Annotated in this window: 14 protein-coding genes; 7 read left to right on the forward strand and 7 right to left on the reverse strand. The window is 70.9% G+C overall.

The features are described 5' to 3' along the window. The first annotated feature begins 23 nt into the window (after positions 1 to 23). Positions 24 to 1724 carry a methylmalonyl-CoA mutase gene (locus tag ACFY8U_RS24395; protein ID WP_389573543.1) on the forward strand — a complete coding sequence of 567 codons (1701 nt, stop codon included), beginning with the start codon at positions 24 to 26 and terminating at the stop codon, positions 1722 to 1724. A gap of 78 nt (positions 1725 to 1802) precedes the next feature. On the opposite strand, the gene ACFY8U_RS24400 is transcribed toward ACFY8U_RS24395, so the two are convergent. Further along, entirely contained in the window at positions 1803 to 2213 is a 411-nt protein-coding gene (locus ACFY8U_RS24400) for a PPOX class F420-dependent oxidoreductase (RefSeq protein ID WP_389573546.1), read from the reverse strand. 10 nt (positions 2214 to 2223) lie between these two features. Then, positions 2224 to 2853: a TetR/AcrR family transcriptional regulator gene (locus ACFY8U_RS24405; protein ID WP_361434664.1), complete on the reverse strand. Its 630-nt coding sequence runs from the start codon at positions 2851 to 2853 to the stop codon at positions 2224 to 2226. Positions 2854 to 3105: 252 nt separating this feature from the next. On the opposite strand from ACFY8U_RS24405, the gene ACFY8U_RS24410 reads away from it, so the two are divergent. The 4 genes from ACFY8U_RS24410 (at position 3106) to ACFY8U_RS24425 (ending at position 7395) form a co-directional block, all read left to right on the forward strand. Next, on the forward strand, positions 3106 to 4080 hold the full coding sequence (locus tag ACFY8U_RS24410; protein WP_389573549.1) for a tetratricopeptide repeat protein: 975 nt from the start codon (positions 3106 to 3108) through the stop codon (positions 4078 to 4080). 582 nt (positions 4081 to 4662) lie between these two features. After that, positions 4663 to 5313 (forward strand): DUF6230 family protein, encoded by a 651-nt coding sequence (locus tag ACFY8U_RS24415; protein ID WP_260227914.1) that lies wholly within the window; start codon positions 4663 to 4665, stop codon positions 5311 to 5313. A gap of 134 nt (positions 5314 to 5447) precedes the next feature. Next, complete coding sequence (locus ACFY8U_RS24420; RefSeq protein ID WP_389573552.1) at positions 5448 to 6080, forward strand: DUF6114 domain-containing protein; 633 nt, start codon at positions 5448 to 5450, stop codon at positions 6078 to 6080. After that, positions 6070 to 7395 (forward strand): hypothetical protein, encoded by a 1326-nt coding sequence (locus tag ACFY8U_RS24425; protein ID WP_389573555.1) that lies wholly within the window; start codon positions 6070 to 6072, stop codon positions 7393 to 7395. The genes ACFY8U_RS24420 and ACFY8U_RS24425 overlap by 11 nt, the downstream gene beginning before the upstream one ends. A gap of 149 nt (positions 7396 to 7544) precedes the next feature. Here the strand turns inward: ACFY8U_RS24425 and pyk are convergent, their stop codons facing one another. From pyk to pta, 3 genes are all read right to left on the reverse strand, one after another. Further along, positions 7545 to 8975 carry a pyruvate kinase gene (pyk, locus tag ACFY8U_RS24430; RefSeq protein WP_361434659.1) on the reverse strand — a complete coding sequence of 477 codons (1431 nt, stop codon included), beginning with the start codon at positions 8973 to 8975 and terminating at the stop codon, positions 7545 to 7547. A gap of 74 nt (positions 8976 to 9049) precedes the next feature. Further along, the gene (locus ACFY8U_RS24435) at positions 9050 to 10285 is read right to left on the reverse strand and encodes an acetate kinase (RefSeq protein ID WP_389573557.1); all 1236 of its coding nucleotides are present in this window, start codon (positions 10283 to 10285) and stop codon (positions 9050 to 9052) included. Continuing rightward, positions 10282 to 12393: a phosphate acetyltransferase gene (pta, locus tag ACFY8U_RS24440; RefSeq protein ID WP_389573560.1), complete on the reverse strand. Its 2112-nt coding sequence runs from the start codon at positions 12391 to 12393 to the stop codon at positions 10282 to 10284. Before pta ends, ACFY8U_RS24435 begins: the two co-directional genes overlap by 4 nt. Positions 12394 to 12651: 258 nt before the next feature. Between pta and ACFY8U_RS24445 the strand changes: the two genes are divergently transcribed. Next, the gene (locus ACFY8U_RS24445; RefSeq protein ID WP_361434656.1) at positions 12652 to 13677 is read left to right on the forward strand and encodes an ATP-dependent 6-phosphofructokinase; all 1026 of its coding nucleotides are present in this window, start codon (positions 12652 to 12654) and stop codon (positions 13675 to 13677) included. A gap of 229 nt (positions 13678 to 13906) precedes the next feature. After that, entirely contained in the window at positions 13907 to 14929 is a 1023-nt protein-coding gene (locus tag ACFY8U_RS24450; protein WP_389573562.1) for a helix-turn-helix domain-containing protein, read from the forward strand. 214 nt (positions 14930 to 15143) lie between these two features. On the opposite strand, the gene ACFY8U_RS24455 is transcribed toward ACFY8U_RS24450, so the two are convergent. Beyond that, a complete protein-coding gene (locus tag ACFY8U_RS24455; RefSeq protein WP_389574145.1) occupies positions 15144 to 15971 on the reverse strand; it encodes an inositol monophosphatase family protein in 828 nt (275 codons plus the stop codon). 59 nt (positions 15972 to 16030) lie between these two features. After that, entirely contained in the window at positions 16031 to 16738 is a 708-nt protein-coding gene (locus ACFY8U_RS24460) for a helix-turn-helix transcriptional regulator (RefSeq protein WP_389573565.1), read from the reverse strand. Positions 16739 to 16835 lie beyond the last annotated feature (97 nt).

A 16835-nucleotide genomic window follows, 5' to 3' on the forward strand; every position in this document is an offset into this window, starting at 1 on the left:
GGACGTCCTAGTAAATTCGAAGCATGGACGCTGACGCGATCGAGGAAGGCCGCCGACGCTGGCAGGCCCGCTACGACAAGGCCCGCAAGCGGGACGCAGACTTCACCACGCTCTCCGGTGATCCGGTCGAGCCCGTCTACGGCCCCCGGCCCGGAGACACCTACGAGGGTTTCGAGCGCATCGGCTGGCCCGGCGAGTACCCCTTCACCCGTGGCCTGCATGCCACCGGCTACCGCGGCCGGACCTGGACCATCCGCCAGTTCGCCGGCTTCGGCAACGCCGAGCAGACCAACGAGCGGTACAAGATGATCCTGGCCGCGGGCGGCGGCGGACTCTCGGTCGCCTTCGACATGCCGACCCTCATGGGCCGCGACTCCGACGACCCGCGCTCGCTCGGCGAGGTCGGCCACTGCGGTGTCGCCATCGACTCCGCCGCCGACATGGAGGTCCTCTTCAAGGACATCCCGCTCGGCGACGTCACCACCTCGATGACCATCTCCGGGCCCGCCGTGCCCGTCTTCTGCATGTACCTGGTCGCCGCCGAGCGCCAGGGTGTCGACCCGGGCGTGCTCAACGGCACGCTCCAGACCGACATCTTCAAGGAGTACATCGCGCAGAAGGAGTGGCTCTTCCAGCCCGAGCCCCACCTGCGCCTCATCGGCGACCTGATGGAGCACTGCGCCCAGGGCATCCCCGCCTACAAGCCCCTCTCCGTCTCCGGCTACCACATCCGCGAGGCCGGTGCGACGGCCGCGCAGGAGCTCGCGTACACCCTCGCCGACGGCTTCGGCTACGTGGAGCTCGGACTCTCCCGCGGCCTGGACGTCGACGTCTTCGCCCCCGGCCTCTCCTTCTTCTTCGACGCCCACCTCGACTTCTTCGAGGAGATCGCCAAGTTCCGCGCCGCCCGCCGGATCTGGGCCCGCTGGATGAAGGAGGTCTACGGCGCCAAGACCGACAAGGCGCAGTGGCTCCGCTTCCACACCCAGACCGCCGGTGTCTCGCTCACCGCCCAGCAGCCGTACAACAACGTCGTACGGACCGCGGTCGAGGCGCTCTCCGCGGTCCTCGGCGGCACCAACTCGCTGCACACCAACGCCCTCGACGAGACCCTGGCGCTCCCCAGCGAGCAGGCCGCCGAGATCGCGCTCCGCACGCAGCAGGTGCTGATGGAGGAGACGGGTGTGGCCAACGTGGCCGACCCGCTGGGCGGTTCCTGGTACGTCGAGCAGCTGACCGACCGGATCGAGGCCGACGCCGAGAAGATCTTCGACCAGATCAAGGAGCGCGGCCGCCGGGCCCACCCGGACGGTCAGCACCCGATCGGTCCGATCACCTCCGGCATCCTGCGCGGGATCGAGGACGGCTGGTTCACCGGCGAGATCGCCGAGTCCGCCTTCCAGTACCAGCAGTCCCTGGAGAAGGGTGACAAGCGGGTCGTCGGCGTCAACGTCCACCACGGCTCGGTCACCGGCGACCTGGAGATCCTCCGCGTCAGCCACGAGGTCGAGTGGGAGCAGGTCCGGGTCCTCGGCGAGCGCAAGGCCCGCCGCGACGACGCCCAGGTCCGCGCCGCGCTGGACGCCATGCTGGCGGCGGCCCGTGACGGCTCGAACATGATCGGCCCGATGCTGGACGCGGTACGGGCGGAGGCCACGCTCGGCGAGATCTGCGACGTGCTCCGCGAGGAGTGGGGCATCTACACGGAGCCCCCGGGCTTCTAGCCGTACGAGCATGGACGAGCAGGGGCGGTACGGGACTTCCCGTACCGCCCCCTGCCGTACCGACGCTCTGCCCTCGGGCTACTTCGCCGCCGTGCCGAGCACCTTCGTCGGCGTGATCCGGATGGCCACCCGCACCACCTCCGGCGGCAGGTCGAGGTACTCCTGACCGGCGCCCGGACCCTCGTACTGCTCCGCGAGCGCGACCGCGAGCGCGCGGCCCTCGTCCTCGGTGACCGTGGCCGTGCCCCGTATCTCGGCGTACACCAGCGGGTCCTCGCGGTCGTACACGATCAGGCTGACCCGGGGGTCGGCCTCGATGTTCCGGACCTTGCGGCGGCCGTCCTGGGTCGAGACGAGGAGCTCGTCCCCGTCCCTGCCCACCCAGACCACCGAGGTCTGCGGAGAGCCGTCGGGGTGGACGGTGCCCAGGATCACCGGGTTGACGTCGTCCAGGAGCGCGCGCACCGAACTGTTCAGAGTGATCGTCACGGCGATCACCCTAGGGCGTGGCCGCCGCCGCGCCCAGGCCTCCGATCAGCAGGGCGGTGAAGCGCTGGACCCACGCCTCGTCGACCGGCTCCGCGCTCACCAGGGCGCGGTGGACCACCGCGCCGGCGATCACGTCGAAGATCAGGTCGTCGGTGCTGTCGACCGACGTCGGGTCGCGGTCCGAGGGGAGTTCGCCGCGCTCCTGGGCGCGCTGGCGGCCTTCGAGGACCAGCCGCTTCTGCCGGTCGACGATGGAGGTGCGGATGCGCTCACGCAGCGGTTCGTCCCGGGTGGACTCCGCCACCACGGCCATCAGCGCCGTCTTGGTCTCCGGCCGCTGGAGCAGTGCGGCGAACTGGAGGACCACGTGCTCGATGTCGGCCTGGAGGGAACCGAGGTCGGGGAGTTCGAGTTCGTCGAAGAGGACGGCGACCGCGTCCACGACCAGTTCGTTCTTGCTCGCCCAGCGCCGGTAGAGGGTCGTCTTGGCCACCCCCGCGCGGCCCGCCACATCGCCCATCGTCAGCTTGGACCAGCCCAGTTCGACCAGCGCGGCCCGGGTCGCCTCGAGGATCGCGGCGTCGGCCTCGACACTGCGCGGGCGTCCGGTACGGCTGCGGGAGCTGGTGCGGCTACACATGGAGGTCGACCATACCCGCCGGTAGGTATTGCGCCAGAGGTGCGCGATGTGAGCCAGTTCACCGGGGAGTCCTTCCCCTGGGCCGACCGGGACAGTTACGCTACGACCCGTAGCGAAAGGCTGTTGCCGGCCTTGAGCGACAACCACATGCGCCGGGTGGGGACCCGGCGCGACCGAAGGGAACCGCGCACCTTGGTGTGCGGTTCAGCCATGGCTTACCGGTTACGCGCGCGGAAGGGGGAGGATGTACTCATGCAGCCCAGAAACATGTCCATGAGCGGCGTCGTCGACCTCGCCGCGGTGAAGGCGGCCGGAGAGGCCAAGGCCAAGGCGGAGCAGGCGCGTGCTCAGGCCGCCCGGCAGGGCGGGCCCGCGGCCGTCGCCCCTTCCGCCCTGGTGATCGATGTCGACGAGGCCGGCTTCGAGCGTGATGTGCTCCAGCGCTCCGCCGAGGTTCCGGTCGTCATCGACTTCTGGGCCGAGTGGTGTGAGCCCTGCAAGCAGCTCGGCCCCCTCCTGGAGCGGCTCGCCGTCGAGTACAACGGCCGCTTCCTGCTGGCGAAGATCGACGTCGACGCCAACCAGATGCTGATGCAGCAGTTCGGCATCCAGGGGATTCCGGCCGTTTTCGCGGTGGTCGCCGGCCAGGCGCTGCCGCTCTTCCAGGGTGCGGCGCCCGAGGCCCAGATCCGCGAGACCCTCGACCAGCTGATCCAGGTCGGCGAGGAGCGCTTCGGTCTCACCGGTATCGCCGTCGATCCGAACGCCGCGGCGGACGACGCGCCCGCCGCGTCCGCCGCGCCGGCCGGTCCGTACGACGCCCTGCTCGAAGCGGCCATGTCGGCGCTGGACGCCGGCGATCTGGCCGGTGCCGTCCAGGCGTACAAGAACGTGCTCGCCGACGACCCCGGTCACCCGGAGGCCAAGCTGGGCCTGGCGCAGGCGGAACTGCTCGCCCGGGTGCAGGACATGGACCCGCAGCAGGTCCGTAAGAACGCGGCCGACAACCCGGCCGACGTCACCGCGCAGATCGCCGCCGCCGATCTCGATCTGGTGGGCGGTCATGTCGAGGACGCCTTCGGCCGCCTCGTGGAAGCCGTGCGGCGCACAGCCGGTGAGGACCGGGACGCGGCACGACTGCGGCTCCTGGAGCTCTTCGAGGTCATCGGTCCGGACGACCCGCGGGTCACGACGGCCCGTCAGGCGCTCGCCCGAGTGCTGTTCTGACCCGTTCCATCCCGCCCGGGACGGCGCCGATTTGGCGACACAGTGACATAACGCGGCCGCGCTTTACCAAAACTTGGTAATCGCGGCCGCTGTTACTTGCAGTAAATCGAACCTCGATTTCTGTCCGGCTTTCACCGGCATCCTCCTCCTATGTCGCCTCCCGTGACTGCACCCTGTGTGGCCGGGCGACATCGCCCCGTCGTGACGCGGTTATCCAGCCGTTACTAGTCAGTAACGAACCCCCTTGTGCCCCGGCCCGTAATGGACCACGATCGGCGACGCTCGGTCCTGTACCGCACCCCGGCACCCAACCGGGGCGGCGGCGAGGGTCCCCACCGAGCGGGTCGGCGACAGTGGCGCCGGCCGTGGACAGGGGGGTTCCTGCTCTCACCGGCAGGGCCTGTCCAAGAGGTTGCGCGCAAGGCGTGGCCAGTGGTTGTCGCTCGGGGGTGATCGCCGGTGAAGTCGGACGCTCCTCGCGCCCGGTGTTCGGCGCTCCTTCCCGAGGACGTAGCACTTCTCCCATCCCAGGACGGGCCCCTGGGCCCATCCGGAGATGTACGTCCGAGAAGGAGGATTCTCATGAAGTCCCAGGTTCGTGGCGGGACCAGATGGAAGCGGTTCGCCGTCGTCATGGTGCCGAGTGTGGCCGCGACGGCCGCGATCGGTGTCGGCCTGGCTCAGGGCGCGCTTGCCGCGTCCTTCAGCATCTCCGGCCAGGAGTTCAAGGTGAAGGCCGACAGCCTTGTCGGCAATGACTTCGTGCAGTACGGCAGCGTGGCGTCCGGCAAGGACCTGCACGGCAAGCCGTTCGCGGAGCCGGTCGGTGTCTCGGGCTTCTCCGAGGCCTGGATCACCAACATGTGCCAGTCCGTCGTGACGCCGGACGTTCCGTTCATCGGCAACGTGTCGCTCGAGCTGCGCGCCGGTACGGAGAAGAACAAGCCGGTCTACGCGAAGGACATCTACCTCGATGTCTCCTCGCTGAAGGCGGACGCCGAGTTCGGCAACATCGACATCGGTGTGGCCGCGGGCTCGCTCCCGAAGTCCGAGGGCAAGCCGGGCATCCAGCCCGGTACGAAGGCCAACCCCTACGGCTTCTCGCAGCGCGCCGAGACGGCGAAGCTCACCAACGTGGAGCAGAAGGCGTGGGCGACCACCGCCGGAACGTTCAAGCTCAGCAACCTGAGCCTGAAGCTGCACAAGGGCACCAAGGAGTGCTTCACCGAGTAGTCACTCGGTGCGGTACCTGGCACAACCGCCCGGCGGGCGAGGGCCGTCGTTCGTTCGTACGGCCCCGCCCGTTCCCGGCCGCAGCGCCACCATCTCTACTTCTCAGCAACACCGCTTCCAGGGAGCTGTTTTCCATGAGCGCCGAGTCCACTGCTTCCCGCGGAGTCCCGAACCAGCGCGTGCGCCGCTTCCACGACTGGCGAGGCAGCCGCCCCTTCTGGGCCGGTCTGTTCACCATGATCGGCGGCGTACCGATCGCCTACTTCCCGTACGCCGACCTGCGACTCGGCAACATGACGATCGCCATGGCGACGACGGGCGGCGCAGGAGCGCTGATCATCGGCGTACTCCTGGTGACGCTCGGACTGACGATGTGGTTCCAGCCCGTCGTACGGGTCTTCGCGGGCGTCGCGGCGATCGTGCTGGCGCTCGTCTCCATCCCGGTCTCCAACCTCGGCGGCTTCTTCATGGGCTTCCTGCTGGCCCTGATCGGCGGCGGGCTCTCCGTCGCCTGGGCCCCGGGCGCTCCGGGGGCGGAGACCGCGAAGCCGGCCGGCGAGCCGACGGGCGCCGACGCGGGCGAGCACGAGTACGACGGTCAGCCGCAGGGATCCGAGGCGCCGGAGGAGACCCCGGCGGTCGACTTCGGGAAGGCCCCGGTCCCGGAGCAGCGCACCGGTGAGGAGCCGGACCCGCAGGCGGGTCCCGGTGCGCAGGCGACCGAATCGACGATCGACGCCAACGGCGGGAGGAACAGTGCGGGGTGACGAAACACAGTCGGCGCAGTCGGCGACGGCTGCGGACGGCGCCACTCTGGCTCGCAGGGGTCCGCGGCACGCGGCTCCGCGTAAGTCGCTGCTGAACAAGATCCAGGGGCCGGCGGGCAAGGCGATGGCCCTGGCCGCCATGCCGACCGCGGTTCTGATGGGCATGGGTATGGCGCCCAAGCTCGCCCTCGCCGACGAGAAGGACATCCCCTTCGCGCCCGGTCCGTGCGTGACCCGCTCGGACGAGCCGGTGGCCGAGGAGTCGACGAAGCCCGCCGAGACGCCCAAGCCCACGCCCACACCCACGGGCGACGCGAGCGAGAGCCCGAGCCCGACCGAATCGCCGAAGCCGGACACCACGGAGGAGCCGGAGTCGCCCAAGCCGACGTCCAGCCCCTCGGCGACGGCCGCGACGGAGCAGGACGCCGCCGAGCAGGAGGCCCCGGCCCCGGCGCCTACCCCGACGAAGAGCGCCAACCCGCTCGACCCGCTGGGTATCGGCGACAAGATCAAGGACCTGTTCGACGGGCCGAACGCCACCCCGACGGCCACGCCGACGCCGACCGCTTCCCCGACGAAGCCGGCGGCCGAGGAACCGGCGGAGAAGCCGGCCGAGAAGCCCGCGACGACCGAGCCCGGTGACAAGCCGGCGACCACGGCGCCCGAGGCGGGCAAGGCCACGGCCGACGACCCGGTCGACAGGACCAAGGCGGCGATCGAGGACGCGGCCGCCAAGGCCGGTGCCAAGGTCGAGGAGCTGCCGGAGGACGCCAAGGGCCTCGACGCCAAGAAGGACGAGGACATACCCGAGGGCGCCAAGCCGCGCTTCCCGTGCCCCGAGGCCGACCCCGAGGCGCTCGCCGCAGCGGAGCTCGAGCCGGGCATCCCGCTGCTCCCGGACGAGCCGTGGATCCTCAACAGCACGAGGCTCACGCTCAAGGGACTCAAGTACCACGGCATCGTCGAGGTCAAGACGGGCAGCGGGAAGATCAAGAAGGTCCTGAAGTTCACCGCGAAGGACGGCGTGGACATCAAGGACCTGCACCAGCGCACCGTCCACTCGGACGGCTACACGGGACACGTCCGCTCCGACAAGGGCTCGACGTCGACCATGAGCAACGGCACCGTGACCATGTACACGGAGAGGCTGAAGGGCAACCTCTTCGGCATCATCCCGGTCACCTTCAGCCCGGAGACCCCGCCGCCGCTCGACGTGCCGTTCGCGATCTTCACGGACGTCGAGGTCCGCCAGGCCGGCCAGTTCGGCGGCACGCTCACGGTCCCCGGCCTGCGCAACACGGTCGAGCCCAACTGACCGCACCGGCCTGAGCACACCGGCACGCGCCTCACGCCCGTCGGGGAGCCCGCGCGCCACACGAGCCCGTCAGGGAGCCGCACACGACGAGGGCCCCCGTCCGATCCGGACGGGGGCCCTCGTCATGCCAGGGGCCGGACGCAGGCGCGTCAGTCGCGCTCGGCGCCGCCCAGGTGGTGCACCCGGACCATGTTCGTGGTGCCCGGGACGCCGGGGGGCGAGCCGGCCGTGATGACCATGGTGTCGCCCTCGTTGTAGCGCTGGAGCTTCAGGAGCTCCGCGTCGACGATGTCGACCATCGCGTCCGTGGTCTCCACGAACGGCACGAGGAAGGACTCCACGCCCCAGCTCAGCGTGAGCTGGTTGCGGGTGGCCTCGTCCGTGGTGAAGGCCAGGATCGGCTGGATCGTGCGGTACCGCGAGAGGCGGCGCGCGGTGTCGCCGGACTGGGTGAAGGCGATCAGCGCCTTGCCGTCCAGGAAGTCCGCGATCTCGCAGGCCGCACGGGCGACCGAACCGCCCTGCGTACGCGGCTTCTTGCCCGGTACGAGCGGCTGCAGGCCCTTGGAGAGCAGCTCCTCCTCGGCCGCGGCGACGATCTTCGACATCGTCTTCACGGTCTCGATCGGGTAGGCGCCGACGGAGGACTCCGCCGAGAGCATGACCGCGTCCGCGCCGTCCAGGATCGCGTTGGCCACGTCGGAGGCCTCGGCGCGCGTGGGGCGGGAGTTGGTGATCATCGACTCCATCATCTGGGTGGCGACGATGACCGGCTTGGCGTTGCGGCGGCACATCTCCACGAGGCGCTTCTGCACCATCGGGACCTTCTCCAGCGGATACTCCACGGCGAGGTCGCCACGGGCCACCATGACGGCGTCGAAGGCGGCCACCACGGCGGCCATGTTCTCCACCGCCTGCGGCTTCTCCACCTTGGCGATGACCGGGACCCGGCGGCCCTCCTCGTCCATCACCTTGTGGACGTCCTTGACGTCGTTGGCGTCGCGGACGAAGGAGAGGGCGACCATGTCGCAGCCCATACGGAGCGCGAAACGGAGGTCCTCGACGTCCTTCTCGGACAGGGCCGGGACGTTGACCGCGGCACCCGGCAGGTTGATGCCCTTGTGGTCCGAGATGACACCGCCCTCGATGACCACGGTCTTGACCCGCGAGCCCTCGACCTCGACGACCCGCAGTTCGACGTTGCCGTCGTTGATCAGGACCTGGTCGCCCTTGGAGACGTCACCCGGCAGGCCCTTGTACGTGGTGCCGCAGATGGACTTGTCACCCGCGACGTCTTCCGTGGTGATGGTGAACTCGTCACCGCGCACCAGCTCGACGGGACCCTCCGCGAAGGTCTCCAGGCGGATCTTGGGGCCCTGGAGGTCGGCGAGCACACCGACGGCGCGGCCGGTGTCCGCCACCGCCCTGCGGAGACGGTCGTACCGCTCCTGGTGCTCTGCCTGGGTCCCGTGGCTCATGTTGAATCGGGCCACGTTCATACCGGCCTCGATGAGCGCTTTCAGCTGCTCGTACGAGTCGACGGCGGGGCCCAGCGTGCAGACGATTTTGGAACGGCGCATGAGGCGGATCCTATCGGTTTGTTTCACTGCGGAATATTCCGTCTGGTGGAAAGTACAAATGGGCGCGGGGTCGCTCAGGCGTTCACTTCCGGAGCGCCCGGGGCCACCAGGTCGTAGCTCTGGCGCGCGATCTCCAGCTCCTCGTCCGTCGGCACCACGGCGACCGCCACCCGTGCGTACGCCGGCGAGATGATCCGTGCCTCGTCGGACCGTACGGCGTTGAGACCGGCGTCCACCGCCAGGCCCAGCTCCTCCAGGCCCACGATCGCAGCTTCCCGCACCGGAGCCGCGTTCTCCCCGACACCCGCCGTGAACGCGACCGCGTCCACCCGCCCGAGTACCGCGTAGTACGCCCCGATGTACTTCTTCAGCCGGTGGATGTAGATGTCGAAGGCGAGCGCAGCCCGCTCGTCGCCCTCGTCGATCCGGCGGCGGATCTCCCGCATGTCGTTGTCGCCGCAGAGCCCGACGAGCCCCGACTTCTTGTTGAGCAGGACGTCCACCTCGTCGTCCGTCATCCCCGCCACCCGCTTGAGGTGGAAGGTCACCGCCGGGTCGACGTCGCCCGAGCGCGTGCCCATGACCAGGCCCTCCAGCGGGGTGAGCCCCATCGAGGTGTCCACGCACCGGCCGCCCCTGACGGCCGAGGCGGAGGCCCCGTTGCCCAGGTGCAGCACGATCACGTTCACCTCCTCCGGCTCCTTGCCCAGCAGCCTCGCCGTCTCGCGCGACACATAGGCGTGCGAGGTGCCGTGGAAGCCGTACCGCCGGATGCGGTGCGCGTCCGCCGTCTCCACGTCGATCGCGTACCGGGCCGCCGACTCCGGCATCGTCGTGTGGAACGCGGTGTCGAAGACGGCGACCTGCGGCAGGTCGGGGCGGAGCGCCATCGCCGTACGGATCCCGGTCAGGTTCGCCGGGTTGTGCAGCGGCGCGACCGGGACGAGCCGCTCGATCTCCGCGAGCACCTCCTCGTCGATCACGGTCGGCGCGCTGAACCGGAGCCCGCCGTGCACCACCCGGTGCCCGATCGCGGCCAGTTCGGGGGAGTCGAGGCCGAGGCCGTCCGCCGCCAGCTCCTCCGCCACCGCCTTCAGCGCGGCCGCGTGGTCGGCGATCGCCCCGTTCCGCTCCCGCTTGGCGCCCCCGCCGCCCTGCAGCGGGGTGTGGACCAGACGCGAGGTCTCCTCGCCGATCCGCTCCACCAGGCCGACCGCGAGCCGGCTCCGGTCGCGCATGTCGAGCAGCTGGTACTTCACCGACGAGGAGCCGGAGTTGAGGACGAGGACGCGGGTCGCGGTGCCGGTCATGCGGGGAGCTCCTGGGACTGGCCCTCGGGGGCCTGGGGAATCTGGGACTGGATCGCCGTGATGGCGACCGTGTTGACGATGTCGCTGACGAGCGCGCCGCGCGAAAGGTCGTTCACCGGCTTGCGCAGACCCTGCAGGACCGGGCCGACGGCCACGGCGCCGGCCGAACGCTGCACGGCCTTGTACGTGTTGTTGCCGGTGTTGAGGTCCGGGAAGATCAGCACGGTCGCCTGCCCGGCCACCTCCGAACCCGGCAGCTTGGTCGCCGCGACGGACGGCTCGACCGCCGCGTCGTACTGGATGGGCCCCTCGATCCGCAGCTCCGGGTGGGACTCCCGTACGAGCTTCGTCGCCTCGCGGACCTTGTCGACGTCCGCGCCGGAACCCGAGGTGCCGGTGGAGTACGACAGCATCGCGATCCGCGGCTCGACACCGAAACGGGCCGCGGTGGCCGCCGACTGCACGGCGATGTCCGCGAGCTGCACCGCGTTCGGGTCCGGGTTGACCGCGCAGTCGCCGTAGACGAGCACCTTGTCGGCCAGGCACATGAAGAAGACCGAGGAGACGATCGACGCCTCCGGCTTGGTCTTGATGATCTCGAACGCGGGGCGGATCGTCGCCGCCGTGGAGTGCACCGAGCCGGAGACCATGCCGTCGGCGAGGCCCTCCTCGACCATCAGCGTCCCGAAGTAGTTGACGTCCGAGACGACGTCGTACGCCAGCTCCACCGTCACGCCCTTGTGCGCGCGCAGTTCGGCGTACTTCGTGGCGAACGCGTCGCGCAGCTCGGAGGTCTGCGGGTCGATCAGCTGGGTCGACGGCGACGACAGGTCGATCCCGAGGTCGGCCGCCTTCTTGCGGATGACCTCGACGTCACCGAGGAGCGTCAGGTCGCAGACGTCCCGGCGCAGGAGCACATCGGCCGCGCGCAGCACGCGCTCCTCGGCGCCCTCCGGCAGGACCACGCGACGGCGGTCGGCGCGGGCCTGCTCCAGGAGGTCGTGCTCGAACATCATCGGAGTGACCCGGCCGGTGCGCGCCACCGAGATCCGCTTGAGCAGATCGGCGGTGTCCACGTGCCGCTCGAAGAGACCGAGCGCGGTCTCCGCCTTGCGGGGTGTAGCGGCGTTCAACTTCCCTTCGAGCGAGAAGAGTTCGGCGGCCGTGGGGAAGCTGGTGCCCGGGACCGAGATGACCGGCGTGCCGGGCGCGAGCCGGGCCGCCAGGGTCAGGACCGCGTCGCTGGGACGCTCGTTCAGGGTGAGCAGGACGCCGGCGATGGGCGGGGTGCCGGCCGAGTGCGCCGCGAGCGCACCGACGACGAGGTCGGCCCGGTCCCCGGGGGTGACCACCAGACAGCCGGGGGTCAGCGCGTTCAGGAAGTTCGGCAGCATCGCGCCGCCGAAGACGAAGTCCAGGGCGTCGCGCGCCAGGCCCGCGTCGTCGCCCATCACGACCGAGGCGCCCAGGTGATGGGTGATCTGGGCGACCGTGGGGGCGGCGAGCGCGGGCTCGTCGGGCAGGACGTAACAGGGCACCGGAAGCCGGGCCGTGAGCCGTTCGGCGATGGCCGCGCGGTCGTCGCCCGCCACCCGGTTCACGACCATCGCGAGCACGTCGCAGCCCAGCCCGTCGTACGCCCGGAAGGCGTTGCGCGCCTCGGCCCGCACCGACGCGGACGGCTGGCCCTTGCCGCCCACCACGGGTATCACCGAGGCGCCGAACTCGTTGGCGAGGCGCGCGTTGAGCGCCAGCTCGTCCGGGAGCTGGGTGGCGGCGAAGTCCGTACCGAGCACGAGCACGACCTCGTAGTCGCGGGCCACCGCGTGGAAGCGCTCGACGAGCCGGGAGACCAGCTCGTCGGTACCCTGCTCGGCCTGGAGCGCGGACGCCTCGTGGTAGTCCATGCCGTAGACGCTCGACGCGTCCTGGGAGAGCCGGTAGCGGGCCCGCAGCAGGTCGAAGAGCCGGTCGGGGCCGTCGTGCACCAGGGGCCGGAACACCCCCACCCGGTCCACCTGGCGGGTCAGGAGCTCCATGACTCCCAGCTCGACGACCTGCCGGCCGTCTCCGCGGTCGATCCCGGTCACGTACACGCTGCGCGTCACGCCGTGGTCTCCTGTCCAGTCCTGTCCACTCGATCTCGTCAACCGAGTGTGTTCAAAAAACCCCGATAGGGTGGCATAGCCCTCTTGACAATACCTCTGGGGGTGGATAGGACGCCCGCCGGGCGAAGGGCCTGTAAAAGGGGACGAAAGGCCCTGTGGGCCGGGCACGCGGAGTAGCCGGGAGCGCGGGGGCCCGGCCGGGCGTGGGAGAATCGACAGAGCTCACATGTACCACTACCGAGCAGGAGACACGGCACGATGCGCATCGGAGTTCTCACCGCAGGCGGCGACTGTCCGGGCCTGAACGCAGTGATCCGGTCGGTCGTGCACCGGGCGCTCACCGGCCACGGAGACGAAGTCATCGGCTTCGAGGACGGGTTCAAGGGTCTCCTCGACGGACACTTCCGTCCCCTCGACCTCAACGCGGTCAGCGGCATCCTCGCCCGCGGCGGAACCATCCTCGGCTCCGCGCGCCTGGAGCGCAACCGGCTGGCCGAAGCCGCCGCGTCCGCCCCGGAGTTGGCGAAGGAGTACGGCATCGACGTGCTCATCCCGATCGGTGGCGAGGGCACGCTGACGGCCGCCCGGATGCTCGCGGACGCCGGTATGCCCGTCGTCGGCGTCCCCAAGACGATCGACAACGACATCTCCTCCACCGACCGCACCTTCGGCTTCGACACGGCCGTGGGTGTGGCGACGGAGGCCATAGACCGTCTCAAGACCACCGCCGAGTCCCACCAGCGCGTGATGGTCGTCGAGGTGATGGGCCGGCACGCCGGCTGGATCGCGCTGGAGTCCGGCATGGCCGGCGGCGCCCACGGCATCTGTCTGCCCGAACGCCCCTTCCAGGTCGACGACCTCGTCAAGATGGTCGAGGAGCGCTTCGCGCGCGGCAAGAAGTTCGCCGTCGTCTGCGTCGCCGAGGGCGCGCACCCCGCCGAGGGCTCCATGGAGTACGAGAAGGGCGCGATCGACCAGTACGGTCACGAGCGCTTCCAGGGCATCGGCAACCGGCTCGCGGTCGAACTGGAGCGGCGCCTCGGCAAGGAGGCCCGGCCGGTCATCCTCGGGCACGTCCAGCGCGGCGGCACACCGACGGCGTACGACCGGGTGCTCGCGACCCGCTTCGGCTGGCACGCCGTGGAGGCCGCGCACCGGGGCGACTTCGGAAAGATGACGGCGCTGCGCGGGACCGACATCCACATGGTCCCGCTGGCGGAGGCGGTCACGCAGCTGAAGACCGTACCGTCGAGCCGGATGTCCGAGGCCGAGTCGGTCTTCTGACCCGGCCGGCGGGGACTTCGGTCCCGGATCCGTCCCGACGTCGAAAGGCCCCGATCGTCCCCCGTGGACGATCGGGGCTCTTCCGTTCCCCCGTGCTTCCCCCGTGGCGGTTCCGGCCCTGGAGCGGAATTGCCGATTTCCACTCTTGAGTTGAACAGCCGGATCAACAAGGCTTGGGGCTGTCCCGGACATGTCCCAACCCTGTCCGGGGGAGGGGCGGGGAGCACGCATGACCGAGGGACACGCCGGCGGGGACGGCGCCCCCGACCCGCACGGGGCCACCGACGCCGCCTCGTTCAACGCACGGCTCCAGGCGCTCAAAGACTGGTCGGGACTGACCTACCGCGAGCTGTCGGCGCGAGCCGAGGCGCTCGGCGACGTCCTGCCCCGCTCGACCGTGGCGAACATGCTGGCCCGCTCGACCGTCCCCCGCGAGGAACTGCTGACGTCCTTCGTCCGCGCCTGCGGAGTGTCGCCCGGAGAGCTGGAGGACTGGCAGACGGTCCGCAAGGAGATCGCGGTACGAGGGGTGTACGCGGGCGAGACCACGGAACCGGAGATCGCGTGGCCGGCGGAGACGGCCCAGGCCTCCGGCTCCGCAGCGGACCCCTCGGCTCCGGACGCCGACCCCGACCTCGACCCTGACCTCGGCTCCGACCCCCGCTCCCGGATACGCCGGACGCTCGTCGCGCTGGTCGCCGTCACCGGCCTGGTCCTCGCCGCCGTCAGCGTGGTCGCCGCCCTCGTGCACGACGAGGGCGGCGACGGCCCGAAGGCCGTGGCCGCGGCCCTCACCGCGCCCGCCGCCGGGGACGTACGGATTCGGGTGATCGGCTCCGACCTCTGCCTGAACGAGCGGCGCGGCGGCCGCAGCGGCCAGATCCACCAGCGGGAGTGCGAGGGCGCCGACGTCCCTCTGTACTCCCTCAAGGACCTCGGCTCCGGGGAGTGGCGGATCGTCTCCGACCATCCCGACTACGGCCCCGGCTGCTCCGGCATCCCCTCCGGCGGCCGGGTCCCCGACGCCGCCTTCGAGGACTCCGAGTGCGGGGATCCGTCCCGCGTCGAAACGTTCCGCCTGGAGCCCTTCGGCACCCCGGTGACCGGCTACCGCATCGTCCCCGCGGGCTCGGCGACCGCGAACTCCTGCGTGACCGTCGTCGGCGACCCGACCGCCCCCTGGGCGAAACTGGCCCAGGCGACCTGCCGCACGGACGCCCGCGGCCAGCTCTTCAGCTTCGACCGGCGCTAGGCCCCTCCGCCGGTTCACCCCGCAGTCGGCACGGGACCCTCGGGCCCCCGGATCTCCGCCCCGGATCCCCGGATCCCCGGATCCCCCGGATCCCCCGGATTCCCCGGATTCCCCGGATCCCTGGGCCCCCGGACCACCGGATCCCTGGGCCCCCGGATCCCCGGATCCCTGGGCCCCCGGACCCCGGGGCCCCCGGGCCCCCGGATCCCCCGGATCAGCGTCGGATCATCGACATCAGCTGCGCGTGGGTCTCGGCATCGGCGGCGACGACGAGCCCGCGGCCGGCCGGTCCGATCGGCGCGCCGTCGATCCCGGTGACGACGCAGCCGGCCGCCCGGCACAGGGCGATGCCCGCGGCGAAGTGGACACTGCCCGACAGGTCGCCGCCGTCGGTGACGTACGCGGCACGCTTGCCCGCCGCGACCCAGGCCAACGCCAGCGTCGTGGACACGACCCGCGGCCGGAACCGCTCGACGAATCCCGGGTGGGCGAGCAGGTCCACCGCCCGGAATCCCGGCGCGCTCGGGAACGGCGGATCCAGGTTGACGTCCACCAGGCGGGTGGCGGCCGTGGGCGCGAGCCTCGTGACGGCGTCTCCGCCCGTATCGCCGCCCGCGTCGTCGCCCCTCACCCAGGCGGCTTCGCCGTCGGTGAAGAAGACCTCGCCGCTGAAGGGGTCGGCCACCGCCGCCGCCCCCTCGCGCAGCGCCACGTTGACGGCCACGAGCATGGTGCCGACGGCGTAGTTCAGCGTTCCGCAGAGAGGGTCCACCAGCCACTGGCGCGTGGCGTCGGCCGCACCCTGCCGCCCGCTCTCCTCGCCGAGCACCGCGTCATCGGGCCGGGCGGCACGGATGATGTCGAGGATCGCCTTCTCGGCGGCCACGTCGGCGGCGGTGGCGAAGTCCCCGTCACCCTTGTCGATGCGGGCGAGCCGCTGACCGTACAGGGTGCGTACGACGTCCGCGCCGGCGCTCACCGCCGCCACCGCGACGTCCGTGTCGTCGAGGGCCGCGGAGAGGTTCGCGGATGAGCTGATCATGTCCATGGCGCGGAGAATACCGACGAACGCCGGCGGGAAGCCGGTTCCCGCCGGGCGCGCTACGAGCCGACGGCATCCCAGAAGTGCTGCACGATCCCGTCCAGGTACTCCCGGCCCGAGTCGCCGCTGCCGCCCGAGGCGCCCCAGCTGCTCGTGGCCGCCATCCTGGCGTGGTAGTCCGTGTGCAGCCGCTGGAGCGCGGGCTCAAGGGTCCGCTTCGGCAGCGGCAGCAGCTTCACCACGGGGCGGACGTACGCCTGCCAGCGCGTCGTGGCCGCGTCCCGCAGCAGCCCCGCCAGCTCCTCGTCACGCCCCGTCGCCTGGAGCAGGGCGCGCGGCCCGAGGCCGAGGGCCTCGGCGAGGGCGGCGGTCTGGCGTTCGTTGCCGCGCCAGCGGCCCGACTCCTCCATGCGCAGATAGCCGGCCGCGTCGAGACCGACCCGCCGGGCCAGGTCGTCGGCGCCGATACCGCGGGCGATCCGGTGTTCGCGCAGGGTGGTGGCGGCGGCTATCAGGTCGCCGGGGGCGCACCAGAGGACGCCCGCGAGTGCGGTGAGCTCCTGTGCGGTGGGGGCGAGGCGCCCGCGTTCCCAGGCGACGACGATGTCGGGGGTGGTGGCGAGGCCGTACTGCGCGCGGAGACCGTAGGCGACATGGCCCGGGGCCATGCCGAGGCCTTCACGCAATTGGCGTGCGGCGAGCGCGTTGAAGGGAGGGGAGGGAGGGGTGTGGTGCACGCCCACACCGTAGAAGCGGAACGTGACCATTGGCTACGGTGCGTTCACCCAAGGCCAGATGTCGTAGAAACGTGGGAACCCGATGGTAACCATCCGTAGTGATCACCCCCGGGTTCGGTGACCGGCG

The sequence above is a fragment of the Streptomyces sp. NPDC012508 genome, from assembly GCF_042902595.1.
Taxonomy (GTDB): domain Bacteria; phylum Actinomycetota; class Actinomycetes; order Streptomycetales; family Streptomycetaceae; genus Streptomyces.